Annotated in this window: 14 protein-coding genes; 2 read left to right on the forward strand and 12 right to left on the reverse strand. The window is 62.6% G+C overall.

What is annotated here, in order from left to right:
* Positions 1-23: 23 nt before the first annotated feature.
* The 10 genes from EIH26_RS00165 to thyX form a co-directional block, all read right to left on the reverse strand.
* Entirely contained in the window at positions 24-1,475 is a 1,452-nt protein-coding gene (locus EIH26_RS00165; RefSeq protein ID WP_124060214.1) for a nicotinate phosphoribosyltransferase, read from the reverse strand.
* A gap of 77 nt (positions 1,476-1,552) precedes the next feature.
* Entirely contained in the window at positions 1,553-3,067 is a 1,515-nt protein-coding gene (gene ricT, locus EIH26_RS00170) for a regulatory iron-sulfur-containing complex subunit RicT (protein ID WP_124060215.1), read from the reverse strand.
* Positions 3,033-4,172 (reverse strand): AAA family ATPase, encoded by a 1,140-nt coding sequence (locus EIH26_RS00175; RefSeq protein ID WP_124060216.1) that lies wholly within the window; start codon positions 4,170-4,172, stop codon positions 3,033-3,035. Before EIH26_RS00175 ends, ricT begins: the two co-directional genes overlap by 35 nt.
* Positions 4,169-4,903 (reverse strand): dTMP kinase, encoded by a 735-nt coding sequence (gene tmk, locus EIH26_RS00180; protein ID WP_124060217.1) that lies wholly within the window; start codon positions 4,901-4,903, stop codon positions 4,169-4,171. The genes EIH26_RS00175 and tmk overlap by 4 nt, the downstream gene beginning before the upstream one ends.
* Before the next feature lie 27 nt (positions 4,904-4,930).
* Complete coding sequence (locus EIH26_RS00185) at positions 4,931-5,473, reverse strand: fumarate hydratase C-terminal domain-containing protein (protein WP_124060218.1); 543 nt, start codon at positions 5,471-5,473, stop codon at positions 4,931-4,933.
* Positions 5,463-6,305 carry a fumarate hydratase gene (locus EIH26_RS00190; RefSeq protein ID WP_124060219.1) on the reverse strand — a complete coding sequence of 281 codons (843 nt, stop codon included), beginning with the start codon at positions 6,303-6,305 and terminating at the stop codon, positions 5,463-5,465. The genes EIH26_RS00185 and EIH26_RS00190 overlap by 11 nt, the downstream gene beginning before the upstream one ends.
* Before the next feature lie 38 nt (positions 6,306-6,343).
* The gene (locus EIH26_RS00195) at positions 6,344-7,501 is read right to left on the reverse strand and encodes an NADP-dependent malic enzyme (protein WP_124060220.1); all 1,158 of its coding nucleotides are present in this window, start codon (positions 7,499-7,501) and stop codon (positions 6,344-6,346) included.
* A gap of 24 nt (positions 7,502-7,525) precedes the next feature.
* Positions 7,526-10,096: a DNA topoisomerase I gene (locus EIH26_RS00200; RefSeq protein ID WP_124060221.1), complete on the reverse strand. Its 2,571-nt coding sequence runs from the start codon at positions 10,094-10,096 to the stop codon at positions 7,526-7,528.
* Positions 10,097-10,306: 210 nt separating this feature from the next.
* Positions 10,307-11,383: a DUF1385 domain-containing protein gene (locus EIH26_RS00205; protein ID WP_124060222.1), complete on the reverse strand. Its 1,077-nt coding sequence runs from the start codon at positions 11,381-11,383 to the stop codon at positions 10,307-10,309.
* Between the two features lie 72 nt (positions 11,384-11,455).
* A complete protein-coding gene (thyX, locus tag EIH26_RS00210; protein WP_124060223.1) occupies positions 11,456-12,136 on the reverse strand; it encodes an FAD-dependent thymidylate synthase in 681 nt (226 codons plus the stop codon).
* 219 nt (positions 12,137-12,355) lie between these two features.
* On the opposite strand from thyX, the gene EIH26_RS00215 reads away from it, so the two are divergent.
* Positions 12,356-13,273: a class I SAM-dependent methyltransferase gene (locus EIH26_RS00215; RefSeq protein WP_124060224.1), complete on the forward strand. Its 918-nt coding sequence runs from the start codon at positions 12,356-12,358 to the stop codon at positions 13,271-13,273.
* A 90-nt stretch (positions 13,274-13,363) separates the two neighbouring features.
* Here the strand turns inward: EIH26_RS00215 and rpmE are convergent, their stop codons facing one another.
* Entirely contained in the window at positions 13,364-13,846 is a 483-nt protein-coding gene (rpmE, locus tag EIH26_RS00220; protein WP_124060225.1) for a 50S ribosomal protein L31, read from the reverse strand.
* 156 nt (positions 13,847-14,002) lie between these two features.
* On the opposite strand from rpmE, the gene EIH26_RS00225 reads away from it, so the two are divergent.
* Positions 14,003-14,506 (forward strand): phosphatase PAP2 family protein, encoded by a 504-nt coding sequence (locus EIH26_RS00225; RefSeq protein WP_124060226.1) that lies wholly within the window; start codon positions 14,003-14,005, stop codon positions 14,504-14,506.
* 55 nt (positions 14,507-14,561) lie between these two features.
* Here the strand turns inward: EIH26_RS00225 and EIH26_RS00230 are convergent, their stop codons facing one another.
* Positions 14,562-15,932, reverse strand: coding sequence for an N-acetylmuramoyl-L-alanine amidase family protein (locus EIH26_RS00230; RefSeq protein WP_164470928.1), 1,371 nt, complete (start codon positions 15,930-15,932; stop codon positions 14,562-14,564).
* Between the last annotated feature and the right edge of the window lie 62 nt (positions 15,933-15,994).

A 15,994-nucleotide genomic window follows, 5' to 3' on the forward strand; every position in this document is an offset into this window, starting at 1 on the left:
CCTTAAAAGTGGATCCATCTAACCTACTCGATACCGAGCAGCCGTGCAACCAGTTCCTGCCTTCTGTCGAACAGCGTGCGCTCCAAACCCACAGGATACGTATGCGGATTGAGCATGCGCTTCTGGGTTTCGTCGAGCGTCGCCAGTCCGGCGCGGGCGCGATCGCGCGCAACCAGGGCATCGCGCTGGGTCGCGTCGAGCACCACCTTGCCGTCGCGGGCAAACGGCGAAAGAAGCGGTTCGAACCGCATGCCGGCAAGCTTCTTGCGGCGAAGAGAGTCATGAGGATCGACGATGGTCTCGCATTCCCCCACCCCGCAGTTGACGTCGAACACCATATCGCCCGCGATCAGCCCGTTGTCGTAGAAATAGCGCCTGACGTCCAGCACGCCGGGCGTCGTGAGCTTCTGAGCGCTTCCCGTGATCTTGACGTGGTCCTTCCACGCGCCTTCGGGTTCGCGCGTAGCGCCCAGCTTGTACACTCCTCCCAGAGTGGGCTGGTCGTAGGCGCAGGCGAGCTTGGTTCCCACGCCCCATCCCGCAACCTGGGCCCCCTCGTCGCGAATCGACTTGATCGCGTACTCGTCAAGATCGTTCGACAAGATGATGCCGCAATCGGAAAGCCCCGCCTCGTCAAGCAAGCGACGCGCGCCCTTCGCCAGCCACGCCAGGTCGCCCGAATCGATGCGAATGCCCGCAAGGCGCTGGCCGCGCGCGCGCATTTCGAGCCCCACCGCGATGGCGTTGCGCACCCCCTGCTCGACATCGTAGGTATCGACCAGAAGCACGCAGTTGTCGGGAAACGACGCCGCATACGCCCGAAAAGCCGCAAGTTCGTCGGGAAACGACATGACCCACGAATGGCCGTGCGTTCCCGACACGGGAAGACCGAACATCTGCCCCGCCAGCACGTTCGACGTGGATGCGCATCCGCCCACGACGGCTGCGCGCGAGGCCCACACGCCGCCCGCCGCACCCTGGGCCCGACGCAAGCCGAATTCGGCGACGGGGGCTTCGGCGGCCTGGCACACGCGCGCGGCCTTCGTGGCTATCAGCGTCTCGAAGTTGATGCAGTTCAAGAGAGCCGTTTCCAGAAGCTGGCACTCGAGAATCGAACCGCGCACGCGCACGAACGGCTCGTTGGGAAACACCACCGTTCCCTCAAGAACCGCATCGATATCGACGTGGAGCCCGAAATCGCTCAGATATTCGAGAAAACCTCGACCGAACAGGTGATTTCCCTCGGGCGACCTGATTTCGGACAGGTAATCGAGGGCTTCGTCGTCAAAACGGTAGGAATCGACCACCTCGGCAAGCTGGTCGGTCCCGCATGCGATCGCATACCCCCCCTTGAAGGGGTAGTCTCGGAAGTACATATGGAAGCACGCCTCGGTATCGGTCACCCCGTGATCCCAGTATCCCTGAGCCATGGTGAGCTGATACAGATCGGTGAGCATGGCATAGTCGATTTTCACTGAAAGGCCTCCTTGCGCGAAACATCCGTCTTCCGATGATACGGCCGATGCCCCCGATCGGGGGCATCTGGTGCGATCTATTCGGCTGAAGGGTTTTCCGACGCGTCGGTTCTGTGGGTACGGCGCCTCGGTCGGCGACGTCCCTGCCCTTCCGTCTGCCCCGCTTCGCCCGCACGGGAGCCTGATCGGGAATCCGAGGGCGCCGCCCCGTCTTCTCGGCGCTTCCTCAACTCCGAAGAGCGCCGGCCGGGTCGCGCAGAGCCGCGTTCGGCCCCTTCGGGCGACGAGGCGGGACGCTGCGGTGAGGAGGACCGGGATGCGTCCGATCCCTGTTTTCCCGAGCGGGAACGCGGCCTGCGCGAAGAGCGGCCTTTGGAAGCGGCGCCCTCCTTCGCGGAATCGGGTGATGCACCCTGATCGCTCGGGCGAGATGTCTCCGAGGCTTCGAGGGTGCGCTCGGGTCCGTCGGCGGAAAGCTTCACCGACCGACGGCGACGCTGGCGATGCGACGTCTGCTCGGACGCGGCGGGTTCGTCGGAGGCGCGCCTACCGCGACGGGTGCGCGTCTTGGCCTCCCCCTTGTCCGACCGGGACGATGCGGAACCGTCGGACTTACCGCGCGGCCCTCGCCCGCCGATGGTGCGCACCTTGGTGGGATCGCTCAACTGATCTTCCCGAGTAATCTGCGATGTTGAAAGGTCTCCCAAACCGAACGTGGAAACCGCTTCTTCCGAACCGAGCCGCTCCCACTCCCGCCTCTTGATACAGTTGGGGCGAGACGAATCGCCGCAGCAGCACATGGATCCCAAAGGAACCTTGACCGGTTTCTCCCCATCGAGCTTCACGGAAACCACCTCGCGGGGGACGTTCAGATCGACAACCTTGCCCACGCCGTCCGGCGTTTCGATCTTGGCGTTTTTCTTCGGAGCGCGGCCCTTGAAGTCCTTGTATGCATCGTACTCGTAGCGCAAACAGCACATCAAGCGGCCGCACACCCCGGATATCTTCTGGGGGTTCAGAGAAAGGTCCTGCTCTTTGGCCATGCGAATGGAAACGGAGCTGAATTCCCCTCCCAAGCGCCGGCAGCACAGCTCTTGGCCGCAGTGACCGTAACCGCCCACCATGCGGGCTTCGTCGCGCACGCCTATCTGCTTCATATCGACGCGCACATGGAACTCGGCCGCGAGCTTGCGCACAAGCTCGCGGAAGTCGACGCGCTCTTCGGACTCGAAGTAGAAGACGGCCTTGTCGCCCTCGAACATGAACTCGACGGCTATAGGGCGCATGCCCTTCACCGTTTCGGCCGCCAGGCGCTTGAACAGCGGCAGCGCATCGCGACCGCGCTGATCCATCTCGACAGAGCGCGCGACGTCTTCTTCGGTCGCCAGGCGCTTCACCGGCTTGAGAGCGCTTTTCAGCGAACCCAGCTGCTCTTGCGAGGGCTCGAACACCGGGTTGCACAGAGCGCCGAACTCTAAGCCGCGCGCCGTGAGAACCACCACCGAATCGCTTGGATTCAGATCGAGATCGCGGGCGTCGAACCACAGCGTTTTCGGATTATATGCAAGCCTGATAGGGGCTACGCGAACCATACAGGGCCTCTTTCAATTCAAACAGCAACGCGTCAAAGCACGTCTCGGGGGAAACATTATACGAAATGGCCGCGCTGCACGCGCGTACCGAAGCGATCGCGCGCGCGATCCTAGCCTCGTCGGTAGCGGATGCGGCCTCTTCGATGGCGGTCATGACGTCGGCGTTCACCACCAGCTCGGGCGACTGGGCGCACACCGCCAAAACATCGCGGAGAAACGAAGCGGCGATCGAAGCGACCTGATGCAGCGACTCGAGGCTTTTCGCCGTCAAAGCCTTCTTGTTGCGCTCTTCGATGCGCCGAATGGCCGATTTGGCCAGGAAATCCTCGTTTTCTCTGATCTCGGCCTCCTGCGCCGCCCTGATCTCGTCAAGCGGAGCCTTGGCAAGGTCAACCAGTTCGCGCGCCGCCTCGATGCAGGCCCAGGAATCCATCGACGCCAAGCGGCCCATGACCCCCAGCACCGATTTCCTGAACTCCATGCGCTCGTTTGATTTTACGAACTCGATGGTCTTGGTAATCGACCCGTCGCACGCGGCAAGGCCGATACGAGCGCGGGCGGGCGTGACCCCGGCCTGCTGGGCGATGATGCCCGCAGCCTCCGTTGCGGGTATATGGCGAAACGGCACCACCGAGCAGCGAGACACGATGGTGGGAAGCACGCTTTCGCGCGTCCGGCCCAGCAAGATAAGCACCACGTCGTCGGGAGGCTCTTCAAGCGTCTTGAGAAAGGCGTTGGCCGAGGCCGCGTTCATCAGATCGACCCGATCGACAATATAGACCTTGCTGGAAGCCTGAATGGGGGCGAGCGCCGTATCGGCCACGATGTCGCGCACCTGATCGACCAGGTACCCGACGGCCCCCTCGGGCGCGTAGTAATGCACATCGGGATGCTTGCGCCGACGAACCTTACGGCATGCGTCGCACTCCCCGCATCCGCAAATCAGAGCCTCGGCCAGCGCATAGGCGGCAAGCGTCTTGTTCGAACCCGCCGGGCCGGTGAACAGATAGGCGTGGGTCACGCGGCCGTTTTCAACCGATGCGCGCAGGAAACCCCTCACCTGGGGTTGTCCGAATACGCCCTCGAAAGGATCGATTACGCTCATCGGCACCTCCCCTCGTGGCGCGCGCGATCGAGCGACGCGAACAGATCGTCGCTGCAAACGGCCTCATCGCGCATCCAAGGGAACAGGTCGGACAGCTCGGAGAAAACCATCCGCGAGGTTTCCGATTTGCGTTCGCGAGACACCACGATGCGCACCCGCTCCCGTTCGCTTTCCGCAAGGGATCGGAACCCCTCCGTCACGCGCTCGTGAAACTCCAGACCGGCCAATTCCATGCGGTCGGCCTCGTGATGGCGCGTTGCGCGCTCCAAACCAACCTCAACGCGCTCGCCGGTCGTCATGAGAATGGTGCGGTCGGGCACCAAGCCCTGAGTCGCAAAGCGGTTGGCCTGATCGACGAACGCACGTGGCAACCCGCGACCGAACACCTGGTACGCCACGGTGGAATCGCAGAACCGATCGCACAGCACAACCGCCCCCCGCGCAAGCGCGGGAAGGATGACCTCGGCCACAATCTGCGCGCGCGCTGCTTCGTAGACGAACAGCTCGGTTCGGTCGCACATCTCGACGCAGTCGGGGTCGAGCACCACGTCGCGCAACCGCTCCCCGATGGCCGTGCCGCCCGGCTCGCGCAAGCACACGACCTCCCTGCCTCGCTCACGAAGATGCTGGGCAAGGAACCTGATGTGGGTGGTTTTACCTGCGCCGTCGCCGCCCTCGAACGTGATGAAGATCCCGCGTTCGGGTGCGTCGGCATACGAATCGCAACTCATGAGATGTCCTGTTTGAGACGCCTTCGATCACAAGGCGAAGTCGTAAACGTCGTTTCCGCGCACGTCGATTCCGACGAACACGGGGAAGTCCTCGACCTCGATCCGTCGAAGGGCCTCCGTTCCAAGATCATCATACGCTTCAACCGTCTCCGAAACCACGCACTTCGCCAAATAAGCAGCAGCTCCTCCAACGGCGACAAAGTACACCGACCCCGTTTCCACGCAGGCGCGGCGCACCGCATCCGAGCGCGTCCCCTTGCCAAGCGTCGCCACCACACCGGCGCGGTAAAGCCGCGGGGCGGCGAAATCCATGCGCGACGCCGTCGTGGGTCCGATGGCCCCGAAGGGACGGCCCGCGGCCGCAGGCGTGGGTCCGGCGTAGAAAACCGCCTGACCGGCAAGACCGTAGGGCAAACGATCGCTTCCGGCATCATCGAGCTCGGACAGAAGACGGATATGGCCCGCGTCGCGCAGCGTGTACATCGGCCCGCTCAAAAGGCACGAGTCCCCCGCGTTCAGAGACGAGAGATCGGAGCGGCTTAACGGAAGACGCAAGCGCCTACAGCTCATAGGTGCCCCTCCTCATAGCCGAACACCCCATATTCACGGCGACGGGAAGCGCCGCGATGTGACAGGGAGCGGTAAGCACGCGCACGCCCAGCGCCGTGGTCGAGCCGCCCAGCGCACCCGCGCCCAATCCGGTGGCGTTCACCGCCTCCAGAAGCTCGCGCTCGAAACGAGCGGTCCTCTCGTCTGGAGCGGGCTCGTCCAGAGGCCTCGTAAGCGCCCGCTTGGCCAATCCCGCAACCTTGTCGAACGTCGATCCGACGCCCACGCCCACCACAAGCGGGGGGCAGGCATTGGCAGCCTTCTCTCGCACGCAGGAAACAACGGTATCGACCACGCCCTGGCGACCCGCTCCCGGAGCAAGCATCACCACGCGGCTGGCGTTATCCGACCCGCCGCCCTTCAGCATGACGTGGAGGCGAGCGCCCGCGCGCGCGCAGGGGTAAATCTCGCAGAACGCAGGGGTGTTCGACTCGGTGTTCGAGCGGTCGAACAGCGCGTCGCACACGATCGACATGCGCAGACGCCCCTCGACATAAGCGGAGCCCACGGCATCGTCCACATCAGCCATAACGTCGCCGGCGACGCATACGTCGGGTCCCACCTCCAAGCACACCCAGACCGAGCCCGTATCCTGGCAGATAGCCACCCGGTCCCTCGAAGCGATGCGCGCGTTTTCCATCAGAAGCTCGAGCACTTGGGCGGCGCGCGGGCTCTCTTCAGCCGAAGCGGCCTCCATCAAGCCGCGCTTGATGTCGTCGGGCAGATCGAACGCCAAACTAAGCACAGCCCGGCGCACGACTTCGGCAACCTGCTTTCGCTCAATCAGCCTCAATCGGGATCCTTCCAGACATCGCGGCGTCCTCCCGCACCCTAACGGGCGCAGAGGCAGCCCTTCACGGCTCGGGAGACCGCTTCAGCCGCACGCAGGTCGAAGGGGTCCGGCATGATGAAATCCTCGTTCAGCTCGTCGTCGGAAACAAGGTCGGCAAGCGCCCGGGCTGCGGCCAGCTTCATCTCGTCGGTGATTTTGGAAGCGTGGGCCTCCAGCGCGCCCTTGAAGATGCCCGGAAAAGCGATGACGTTGTTGATCTGGTTCGGAAAGTCGCTTCGACCCGTTGCCGCGATACGCGCACCGGCCCGTTTGGCCTCGGCAGGATAGATTTCGGGAACGGGGTTCGCCAACCCGAAAACCACGGAATCGGAAGCCATGGTAGCGATCATTTCGGGCGTGATGGCCCCCGGAACCGAAACGCCGACGAATATATCTGCTCCCACCAGCGCATCTGCCAGCGATCCCGAAATGTCGTCAAGGTTGGTCACTTCAAGCATCGCGCGCTTGACGTCGTTGAGGCGTTCGGAGCGAGATGAGACGATGCCCTTCGAGTCGCACAGGACGACGTGCCTGAACCCGTACAGCAGCAAAAGCTTGGCGATGGCGATGCCGGCCGCACCCGACCCGTTGACGACTATGCGGCAATCCTCGACCCGTTTTCCCGTAATGCGCAGCGCGTTGATGATACCGCACAGAACGACGATGGCTGTGCCGTGCTGATCGTCATGGAATACCGGGATATCGAGCTCGGCCTTCAAGCGCTCTTCGATCTCGAAGCAGCGCGGAGCCGAGATGTCTTCGAGGTTGATCCCGCCGAAGGTGGGTGCGAGGCGCTTCACCGTCTCGACGATCTCATCGACATCCTGCGTATCGAGGCAGATGGGAAAAGCGTTGACACCGCCGAACTCCTTGAACAGAACCGCCTTGCCCTCCATTACGGGCATAGCGGCCTCGGGACCGATGTTCCCCAAACCCAGAACGGCGCTCCCGTCGCTCACGACGGCGATGGTGTTGCCTTTCAGCGTGTAATCGTACGCCAGCGACCGATCGGCCGCGATATCCTTGCAGGGCTCCGCAACGCCGGGGGTGTAGGCGATCGCCAGATCCTCGCGCGTGGCCAGCTTCATCTTCGGTTCGGTGGAGATCTTTCCGGCCCATTCCCGATGGAGCCTGATCGCCTCGTCACGATTGCTCATTGCTCTTCCCGTCTCTCTTGCCTGTTATTCCGCAGATTCGCTTTCAGCCGCGGCGTTCGCCGAGGATTTCTTCGACGCAGACCGCTTCGCCGGCTTTTTCGGCGCGGATTTCTTCGGTGCCGACGCCTTCTTGGCCGATCGGCCGCGACCGGCGGCCTTTCCATCTTCGCCGTCCTTCTGCTTGCCCGGGCAGTCGAAGTTCGGGCAGAGCTTCCACGGGCCGCGCGCCGTGGTGACGATCACCAGGGGCGCGCCGCAGTGCTCGCAGACCTCTTCGGTTGCCGTGAGGTTACCGTACTGCGGAAGCGGGTAGCTTGTCTCGCATTCCTCGTAGTTCTCACAACGGATGAACCTCTTGAGCGTGCGCGGGTTGCGCTGGGCAACGAGCTTGGCCGCTTTTCCGGCGGCCTTGCATGTCGGGCACTGGCCCACCACCACGTCGGGCTCTTGATTGGTAGCGCAGTTCGGATCGATGCACACTACACGGGGCTTCGAGCGGAACGCCGTCACCTTCACCTGGGGCATGCTGCAGGTCGGGCACAGTTCGGGAACCGATTCGATCTTGCCCTTGGGAAGCGGGTAGGTAACATCGCAGTCAGGCCAGCCCGAGCAGCCGATGAACATCGACTTGGTTTTCTGGGAAGCGCGTATCTGCAGATCTTTCCCGCATTTCGGGCATGTTCCCACATATGCGTCGGCCGCCACCGCATCCGCAAGGGCTTCCTTGACCTCTTCGGCTTTGGGAAGAAGCGCCTGCAGCTGACTTGCCAGGCGGTTGCGTGAATCCAGCACCACATCGCCCTTGGTGGTCTTGCCCTCGGCGATGTTGTTCATCTCCTGCTCGAGCTCGGCCGTCATCTCGGGATGCGTGATGTGGGGGGCGTACTTGTCCAGCGCATCGCATACCGCCATGCCCAGCTGAGACGGCTCGATCGGATCGTTTTGAATGTACTTCACGTTGTACAGGCGCTCGATGATGGCATGGCGGGTCGACTTCGTTCCCAGGCCCAGCTTCTCCATCTCCTGGATGAGCCGTCCCTGCGAATAGCGCGCGGGCGGTTCGGTCTGCTTCTTCGTGCACGTGGCGCCGTTGAATACCACGGTACCGCCCACCGCGAGCGCGGGCAGCTGCTCGTCTTTTTTCAGCCCGTAAGGATAGATGGCGCGAAAGCCCGGTTTCACCAGAACGTCGCCGCGTGCAGAAAAGACCTCGCCGGCCACGTCAAGCGACACCTTGGTTCCCTCTATGACGGCGGCTTCGGAAAGCGTCGCCAGAAAACGCCGGGCTATGAGGTTGTACAGCTTGTAATTCGCCGCCGGCATGTCGTCGGGGGTAGCCTTGGACGTGGGATAGATAGGCGGATGGTCGGTGGTCTCCTGCTTTCCCCGGGTTGCCACCAGCTTCCCCTTCTTCAGAAGGATCTCGCAGTACTCGGCGTACGCGGGATTTCCGGCGATGGTGCGCACCGTTTCCTCCAAGCTCAGGGATGACGGGTAAACCGTGTTGTCGACGCGCGGATACGAGATGTAGCCGTCCATGTAGAGGCTTTCGGCGATGCGCATGGTGCGCGCCGGGCTGATGCCCTCGGCGGCGGCGGCGGCCATCAGGCTGGTGGTGTTGAACGGAGCGGGCGGGCGCACCGTGCGCTTCTTGCTTTCGACGGCGGCCACCGTTGCGCTTCCCGCTTTCTCCACGCGCTCCATAACCGCGCTCGCCTCGGCTTCGATCTTGAAGCGAGCCGTTGCGTGCGGAGCGGTGAACTCGGATCCGTCCGAGCCGAACGACCCTTGGATAACCCAGTAATCCTCAGGGACGAACGCCATGCGCTCGCGCTCTTTTGCCACGATGAGGGCAAGCGTGGGCGTCTGGACGCGTCCCGACGAGCGAACGTTTCCGTAGCCCGCGAACTTCACCAGCGTGAGATAGCGCGTGAGCACCGCGCCCCAGATAAGATCGATATCCTGACGCGAGGCGCCAGCCGAAGCAAGGTTGGTATCGAGCTGCACCAGATTGGAGAACGCCTGCGCGATCTCCTCTTTGGTAAACGCGGAATACCGGGCGCGGCTGACCGGAGCGGTGGGATTGACCTCCTGGATACAGCTGAGGGCATCCGACCCGATAAGCTCGCCCTCGCGGTCGAAGTCGGTGGCGATGATAACCGAGTCGCACTTCTTCGCCAGGTTCTTCAGAGAGCGGATGATGTCTTTTTCCTTGGGAAGCTTCTCGATAGGCGCGTACACCAGGTACGGCAAGGCGTCCATCTTCCACGACTTCAGCTCGATGCCGTCGGCAAGGAAGGGCTTGCGCTTCGTTTTGTACGGCGGCCTATCGAGATCGGAGGGAACCTGCGCGGCGACGGTCTCGCCATCGACGGTCACACCCTGCCAGCCTTTTGACTTTTTGTATACCAGCGTGGGAGTGAAATCGGGTTCGAGAATGTGCCCGCGAAGACCGATGGTGACCCATTCCTCCCCATCGACGGTGAAGCGGTAAACCGGTGTCGAGAACACCTTGTCCTTGGTCGGCTTAGACGCACCAAGCAGATCGGCGATCTTCTGAGCTGCGTCGTTTTTCTCGGTGACCACGAGTTTCATACGGCATCCTCTCTCATGCTGCGCACGGCAGCATCGCTATTCGCACGAAAGCCCTTGCTTAGTTTTTACGTGCGGGGCGTTCAAGCGCAGGCTCGTACCTGCGGGGTACCGCTGCGATAGAAGGCGGCACTGCGATAGGATACACGATAGCAGCAAGCGAGGTTCCAACCAAAACCCAACCTGCAGACTCTCCAAATCCGACAGCCCGGCTTATGCCTCGCTTCCGACCGCAGCCCCCTCAGCGCGCTCGCGATCGAGCACGAGGCGCATCGCCTCGATAGCGCACTCGATCTGACCGTCGTCGGGTTCGCGCGTCGTGAGGTACTGCATTTGCAAACCCGGCCAGAGAATAACCCTGACCAGGGGGTTGTCGGGTCGGGATCCCGCCCATTTAACCGTGATCTCGTACGATATGCCGGCAATGACCGGCATGAAGAGGATACGCACCGCAATGACCAGCGCCAGCTTCGCGGGGCCGTCGGGAACGCCCCAGGCGGCGATAAGGGAGTTGATGGGCGTGACGGTATACACCACGATGGCGACCAGCATCACCATGATGAGAAACGCCGTCCCGCAGCGAACGTGAAGACGGGGGAAGCGACGGGCGTTCTCGGGCGTGAGAGGAAGCCCGTGCTCAAAGCAGTGGATGGCTTTGTGTTCGGCCCCGTGGTAACCGAACATGCGCTTCGTATCCTTCATGCGCCCGATCAGCCAGATATAGAATACGAAAACGGCGACGCGCAAAACGCCATCGACCACGTTCCAGGCAAGCGTGTTGCGATCGTACTCGCCCACAAGCAGGTTCGTGAGAAACGCCGGGACCGCCATGAACAGCACGATGCCGACCAGAAGCCCTGCGATCATCGACACGGCCACCTCGCGATCCCCCAGCAAAGGGCTCGGCTGCGCGACGACTTCCGATTCTCCGTCGCTCGGATCGGATGCAGGCCGATCGGACGGCTGCTCGTCGGCTTCGTCATCGAGAAACGCGTGAGCCGCAGCGATCTGAAGGGCCTTGTACCCCAAGGCGATCGACTCGACGAAAGCGCGCACGCCGCGAACGACGGGCCAGTGCAGCCAGCGGCCCCTTTTTCTGCCGCCGGCAAGGTCGTGCTCTTCGGTGTAGATCGAACCCTGCGGTTCTCGTACGGCAACCGCCCAGTTCAGCTTGCCGCGCATCATGACGCCCTCAAGCAGGGCCTGACCGCCCACGTGGGTTTTCAAAGCGCCGTCTTCGGTAAACGCACGAGACAGATCGCTTTTACGAGGCTCGTTTTCCGTGGACATCGGCTTCCTTTCGCATTCGGTTGAAAACGAGGGCAGCGTAACCGAGCGAATCGAAAGCCGCAACCCTCCGCATTAGTCTCGCTTCACACGCGGGAAGGGTTTTCCACAGGTCATCTTCCCCTCGGAGCAGCGACCACGCACGCAGCTGGCACCCGCGTCCATAAAGATGTAGGGAGCGGTGGGGCGCGCAAGGTCGAGCATGCGACCAGCCAGCTCGCGAATCTCCCATTGGGCACGCAAACAGCAGCGATGCGTGAAGAAATGCAGCAGTTCGCGCACGTTCATAGTCACGACTATCTTGGTCTCGGCTGCATTGGGAAGCAGGTAGCGCGCATCTTCGGCCGGGACGCCCGCCTGGAGGAAACGCTGATAGGTTTTCTCGATATCGGCGATAATGCGGTCGAACTCGGCCGATACCTCGGGTCGTTCGGCGATGGTTTCGGGTTTCACCGCGTCGAACCCGTCCTCGAACTTCACATAGCGCTGGCTTTGCTGGTTGTAGCTGGCAAGACGGTGGCGCACCAGCTGATGGGTAAGCGCACGCGACACCCCGTCGATGGCAAAGGTGTAGCTGGCATGCTCGAGCGTGGAAAAGTGCCCCGAGCCCATGATGGTCTTCAGCACGCTGTACATGCGCTCCTCCGACATCGACTCCATCAGCTCGGATGCGCCGACCGGTGCATAGCACAGGCGCGCGGCGGTGGCGATGGCCCGTTCGGGATCGGGAGTATGGTACAGCAGCTCGACTTGCATGGATGCCTCTCTTTCAGCCATGACGGAATCAATAAGCCGATCCCGCCCGCCCAGACGGCGCGGAACAATTAGTATAGTACGCAAGCGACGACGCCCGCCGAACGCAGAGGCAAGGCTGTAAAACAACTGCAACCGCATGCAGCGAATCGCACCGCGATCGCGCTCGTCGCAAGACGTCCCTGCGTTTTCCGCACATGCACGACCCCGCAAGGAGCATACATGACAGATCGATCCCACCCCCTGCTGACGACCACCGACTGGAACGACGAATGGCGCTCGCTCCAGGCCGGGCGCGCACAGGCCTCGAGCGCCGAGACATGGGACGAGCGCGCGGCCACCTTCCCCACCGCGCATGGATCCCAGAGCGGCTACGTTCGGCGATTCCTAGAGCTTGCCGGCATACGGGAGGGCGAAACCGTATTCGACATGGGATGCGGAACGGGGGTGCTGAGCGTCCCTCTCGTCGAGGCGGGGCACCCCGTGATCGCCGCCGATTTTTCCAGTGGCATGCTGAACGTCATGCTGAAGGATCTCGCCGACATCCCCGGATCGGACGGCTCCTCCCTTGGCCCGGACGTCCAGGTAATGAAAATGAGCTGGGAAGACGACTGGGAACGCTTCGGTGTGAAACCCCGCTGCGCCGACATCGCCATCGCAAGCCGCTCGATTGCAACCAACGACCTCGAAGCGGCCCTGATGAAGCTCGACGCGGTGGCGCGCCGACGCGTGTGCATCACCGTGCCCTGCGGATCATCTCCACGCATCGACCGCAGTTTCGTCGAAGCGGTCGGGCTGGGGCGGCACCTGGGACACGATTTCCTCTACACCTTCAATATCCTGGCCTCCCGCGGAATATGCCCCGAAGTGGCCTACATCCCCAGCATCCGCTACGACACCTTCGACACCGTCGAGGAAGCGCGCAAGCTGTTCGGTGGAATGATCGAATCGGCTGCGCAAGAAGCGAGCGGCGTATCGGTCGAACGCGCCTTCGAGCTGCTGGAGCCGTGGCTGGCCGAGCACATCGTTCCCAACGGCAAGGATGGGGAAAAGCCCTTGCGCACCAAAAACGTTCGCAATGTCGTCTGGGCGTTTATCTCTTGGGACAAGCAGGGGGATGAAAACGGCCCTGTCGGATAGCCGTCATCGCAGGAAAACGATCGATTCGAGCATGAAAAAGCGCCCGGGTTGCCCGGGCGCTTTTTCGTTTGAACCTGATTTGCAGCCGTGCTATTCGGCAGACTCGGGAGCAGCAGCCTCTTCGGCCGCTTCGGCAGACTCGGGAGCAGCAGCCTCGGGAGCTTCGGCCTCGGCGGGAGCTTCGGCAGCGGCCTTCTCAGCCTCGGCGGCGGCCTTCTCGGCTTCCTCAGCGGCCTTCTTGGCGTACTCCTCGGCGCGCTTGGCCTTCTCGGCGGCCTTCGCCTCGCGCTCGGCCTTGCGCTTCTCCTCGGCGGCGGCTACTTCGGCGGCGCGCTTGGCCTTGCGCTCTTCCTCGCGCGCGGCAACGGTGTCCTTGGCGGAGCCGAACTTATCGGCGAAGCGCTGAACGCGTCCGCCGGTATCGACGAACTTCTGCTGCCCGGTGTAGAACGGGTGGCACGCATTGCAGATTTCAACACGGATCTCGGGCTTGGTAGCACGGGTCTTGAACGTGTTGCCGCAGCTGCACGTAACGGTGCACTCGACGTACTCGGGATGGATATCAGGTTTCATAGAGGTTCTCCTTTTCGAGGACTTGGTTTCCGACCAAGTCGAAGACAAGCCTGCACATGATAACACATCTGCCGTACGAAGCGAGCGGCGAAGCGCACCTCCACACGACGAACCTCCGCGGATGCAGCGAAGGCACTGCAGGGGCGCTCATGTATCATGGGTTCTATGTACGAACGATTCTACCGCGACATATCGAGCGCCCTAAGGCGCATCCCCCGCGCGGGACGGGCCCTCAACCTGCTGGACAAAGGCCTCGTGTGCCTCATCGCCGGCGGCTATGCGTTTGAGCTGTGCCACATGCTGCTGGGAGGAGACGGCCGTTGGATGCGGTTCGCCCTCGTCCCCGCTGCCGGTTTGGCGATCTGTACCGCGATCCGCGCCGCGCTGAACGCGCCACGGCCCTACGAGCTGTTCGACATCGAGCCACTTATCGAGAAGAAGACGGCCGGCAAGTCGCTTCCCAGCCGCCATGTGTTCAGCGCGGCCGTCATCGCCTGCGCAATCGCGTGGGTCGATCCCTCCTGGGGCGCTGCCGCCTGGGGCGCAACCGTCGCCGTGGCCGCGGCGCGCGTTTTAGGAGGGGTCCATTTCATCCGCGACGTAGCCGCCGCCCTCGCCCTCGCGCTCGTCGTGTCGGCAGTGGGATTCCGCCTGATCTGATTTCGCGAAGATGGGCGCCCGGCGCGCGGCGGGAAGCCCGTCGCTGACCGGTGCGCTACGAGAACTTGATGACGTAGTACAGCGCCGTGGTGCCCTTCCCCGTCAAGCGCGACACCATATTCTCCCCGGTGCCGTTCACCCCGTTGTAGAAGATCGAATGCCACACCTTGTCCTGATGCGAGGTGTCCCCCCAAAACATCGCGACATGATCGTCTCGGCCGCTCCTGCTCTTGAGCTGGATGATGTCCCCTCGCTCCAGAACGCCCGACGCGTACATCTTGCTTTCGGAATCGAAAACGTAGTACTTCGCCCCGAACGAAACGAGCGTATCCCGCAACGTGCTCGAATTAGCCCAATGCCATCGGTGCGAATCCCACCACGATTGCATAAACGAGCTGTTCTCTGCACCAAGGTCGCAGTACAGCCGCGCCAAAAACCCCGCGCAGTTCATACCGTAACCCGAATACCCGTTGAACGAATGGGACTCGTACGAGTGCTTTCCATCCGACCACCAGGGGCCCGTACGGTACGTGGTCGGAGACGGCCAGTCGTACTTGTACTCGGTGCCGAGGTAATCACCCTGGCGGGAAACGAGATGATGGACGAGGGTTTCCCACGAGAATCCGAGCAGCGAACCGACGGTTCTGCTCCCTCCGTTCCACGCCCATGAGGCGGAAACGGGATCGGAGAACGCCCGAGCCGACTCGACGATGATCACGCCCGAGGACATGGAGTAGCAGCGCTTGCCGCCCAGCGTGTTCCATCCCGTCACCAACTGGTTCGATGCGGGATCGAACGAGTAGCGGTCCTCTCCGATGCGATACGCCCCGCCCGCCAGCGATCCGCCGCTGTTCGGGTCCGCGTAGTACGTTTTATCGGAAACCCTCACCCATCCGAGCGCGCGCGAGCCGTTTTCCTTCAGGATAAAGCGGCTGCCTCGCTCCGAGACGAATCGCTCGGAAGAAAGGTGGCCGGCCCGATCGGCCCACCGATCGCAACCGGAAACGCTCGCGAACCGATCGTGAGCAACCGCTCCCTTGGAGTCCGCGGAATGCGTATCTCCCGCATACTTGAACACCGTCCCCTTGACGAGGGGGCCTCCCCGCTTTGACGGGTCGAAGAAGTACCAAACGCCTCGGATGTTCCTGAAGCCGGACACGAGGTCTCCTTCGGGATTGGCGTAATAACGATCACCGCCCTGATCGACCCATCCCGTCGATAACGCACCTGCCGAGTCGGCGTGATACCACAGCGACGACCCAACGGGCTTGAACAGGCCCGTGGCCGCCTCGTGCGTCACGGGATCGAAGTAGCGCCAAGCCGACCTATCGAACGTCCACCCCGATCGCTTCTCGGATCCGCCATCCGGACGGGACGCTGACGCTTTCTCCGATATGCCCGAGATCGAGCGAATCGGCGTAAGCAAGCGCACTTCCCGTCGACAGACACAGCAACATCCCGACGCCCGTCAAAACCACTCGAGGAGAA

Source organism: Gordonibacter sp. Marseille-P4307 (genome assembly GCF_900604965.1).
In the GTDB taxonomy this organism is placed as follows: domain Bacteria; phylum Actinomycetota; class Coriobacteriia; order Coriobacteriales; family Eggerthellaceae; genus Berryella.

Excerpts from the sequence above, each read along its gene's own strand:
- EIH26_RS00215 (WP_124060224.1), top strand. The coding sequence starts at position 12,356 with ATGACAGATCGATCCCACCCCCTGCTGACGACCACCGACTGGAACGAC.
- EIH26_RS00195 (WP_124060220.1), bottom strand. The coding sequence starts at position 7,501 with ATGAGCAATCGTGACGAGGCGATCAGGCTCCATCGGGAATGGGCCGGA.
- EIH26_RS00185 (WP_124060218.1), bottom strand. The coding sequence starts at position 5,473 with ATGAGCTGTAGGCGCTTGCGTCTTCCGTTAAGCCGCTCCGATCTCTCG.
- ricT (WP_124060215.1), bottom strand. The coding sequence starts at position 3,067 with ATGGTTCGCGTAGCCCCTATCAGGCTTGCATATAATCCGAAAACGCTG.
- EIH26_RS00225 (WP_124060226.1), top strand. The coding sequence starts at position 14,003 with ATGGGTTCTATGTACGAACGATTCTACCGCGACATATCGAGCGCCCTA.
- rpmE (WP_124060225.1), bottom strand. The coding sequence starts at position 13,846 with ATGAAACCTGATATCCATCCCGAGTACGTCGAGTGCACCGTTACGTGC.
- thyX (WP_124060223.1), bottom strand. The coding sequence starts at position 12,136 with ATGCAAGTCGAGCTGCTGTACCATACTCCCGATCCCGAACGGGCCATC.
- EIH26_RS00175 (WP_124060216.1), bottom strand. The coding sequence starts at position 4,172 with ATGAGCGTAATCGATCCTTTCGAGGGCGTATTCGGACAACCCCAGGTG.
- EIH26_RS00200 (WP_124060221.1), bottom strand. The coding sequence starts at position 10,096 with ATGAAACTCGTGGTCACCGAGAAAAACGACGCAGCTCAGAAGATCGCC.
- EIH26_RS00205 (WP_124060222.1), bottom strand. The coding sequence starts at position 11,383 with ATGTCCACGGAAAACGAGCCTCGTAAAAGCGATCTGTCTCGTGCGTTT.
- tmk (WP_124060217.1), bottom strand. The coding sequence starts at position 4,903 with ATGAGTTGCGATTCGTATGCCGACGCACCCGAACGCGGGATCTTCATC.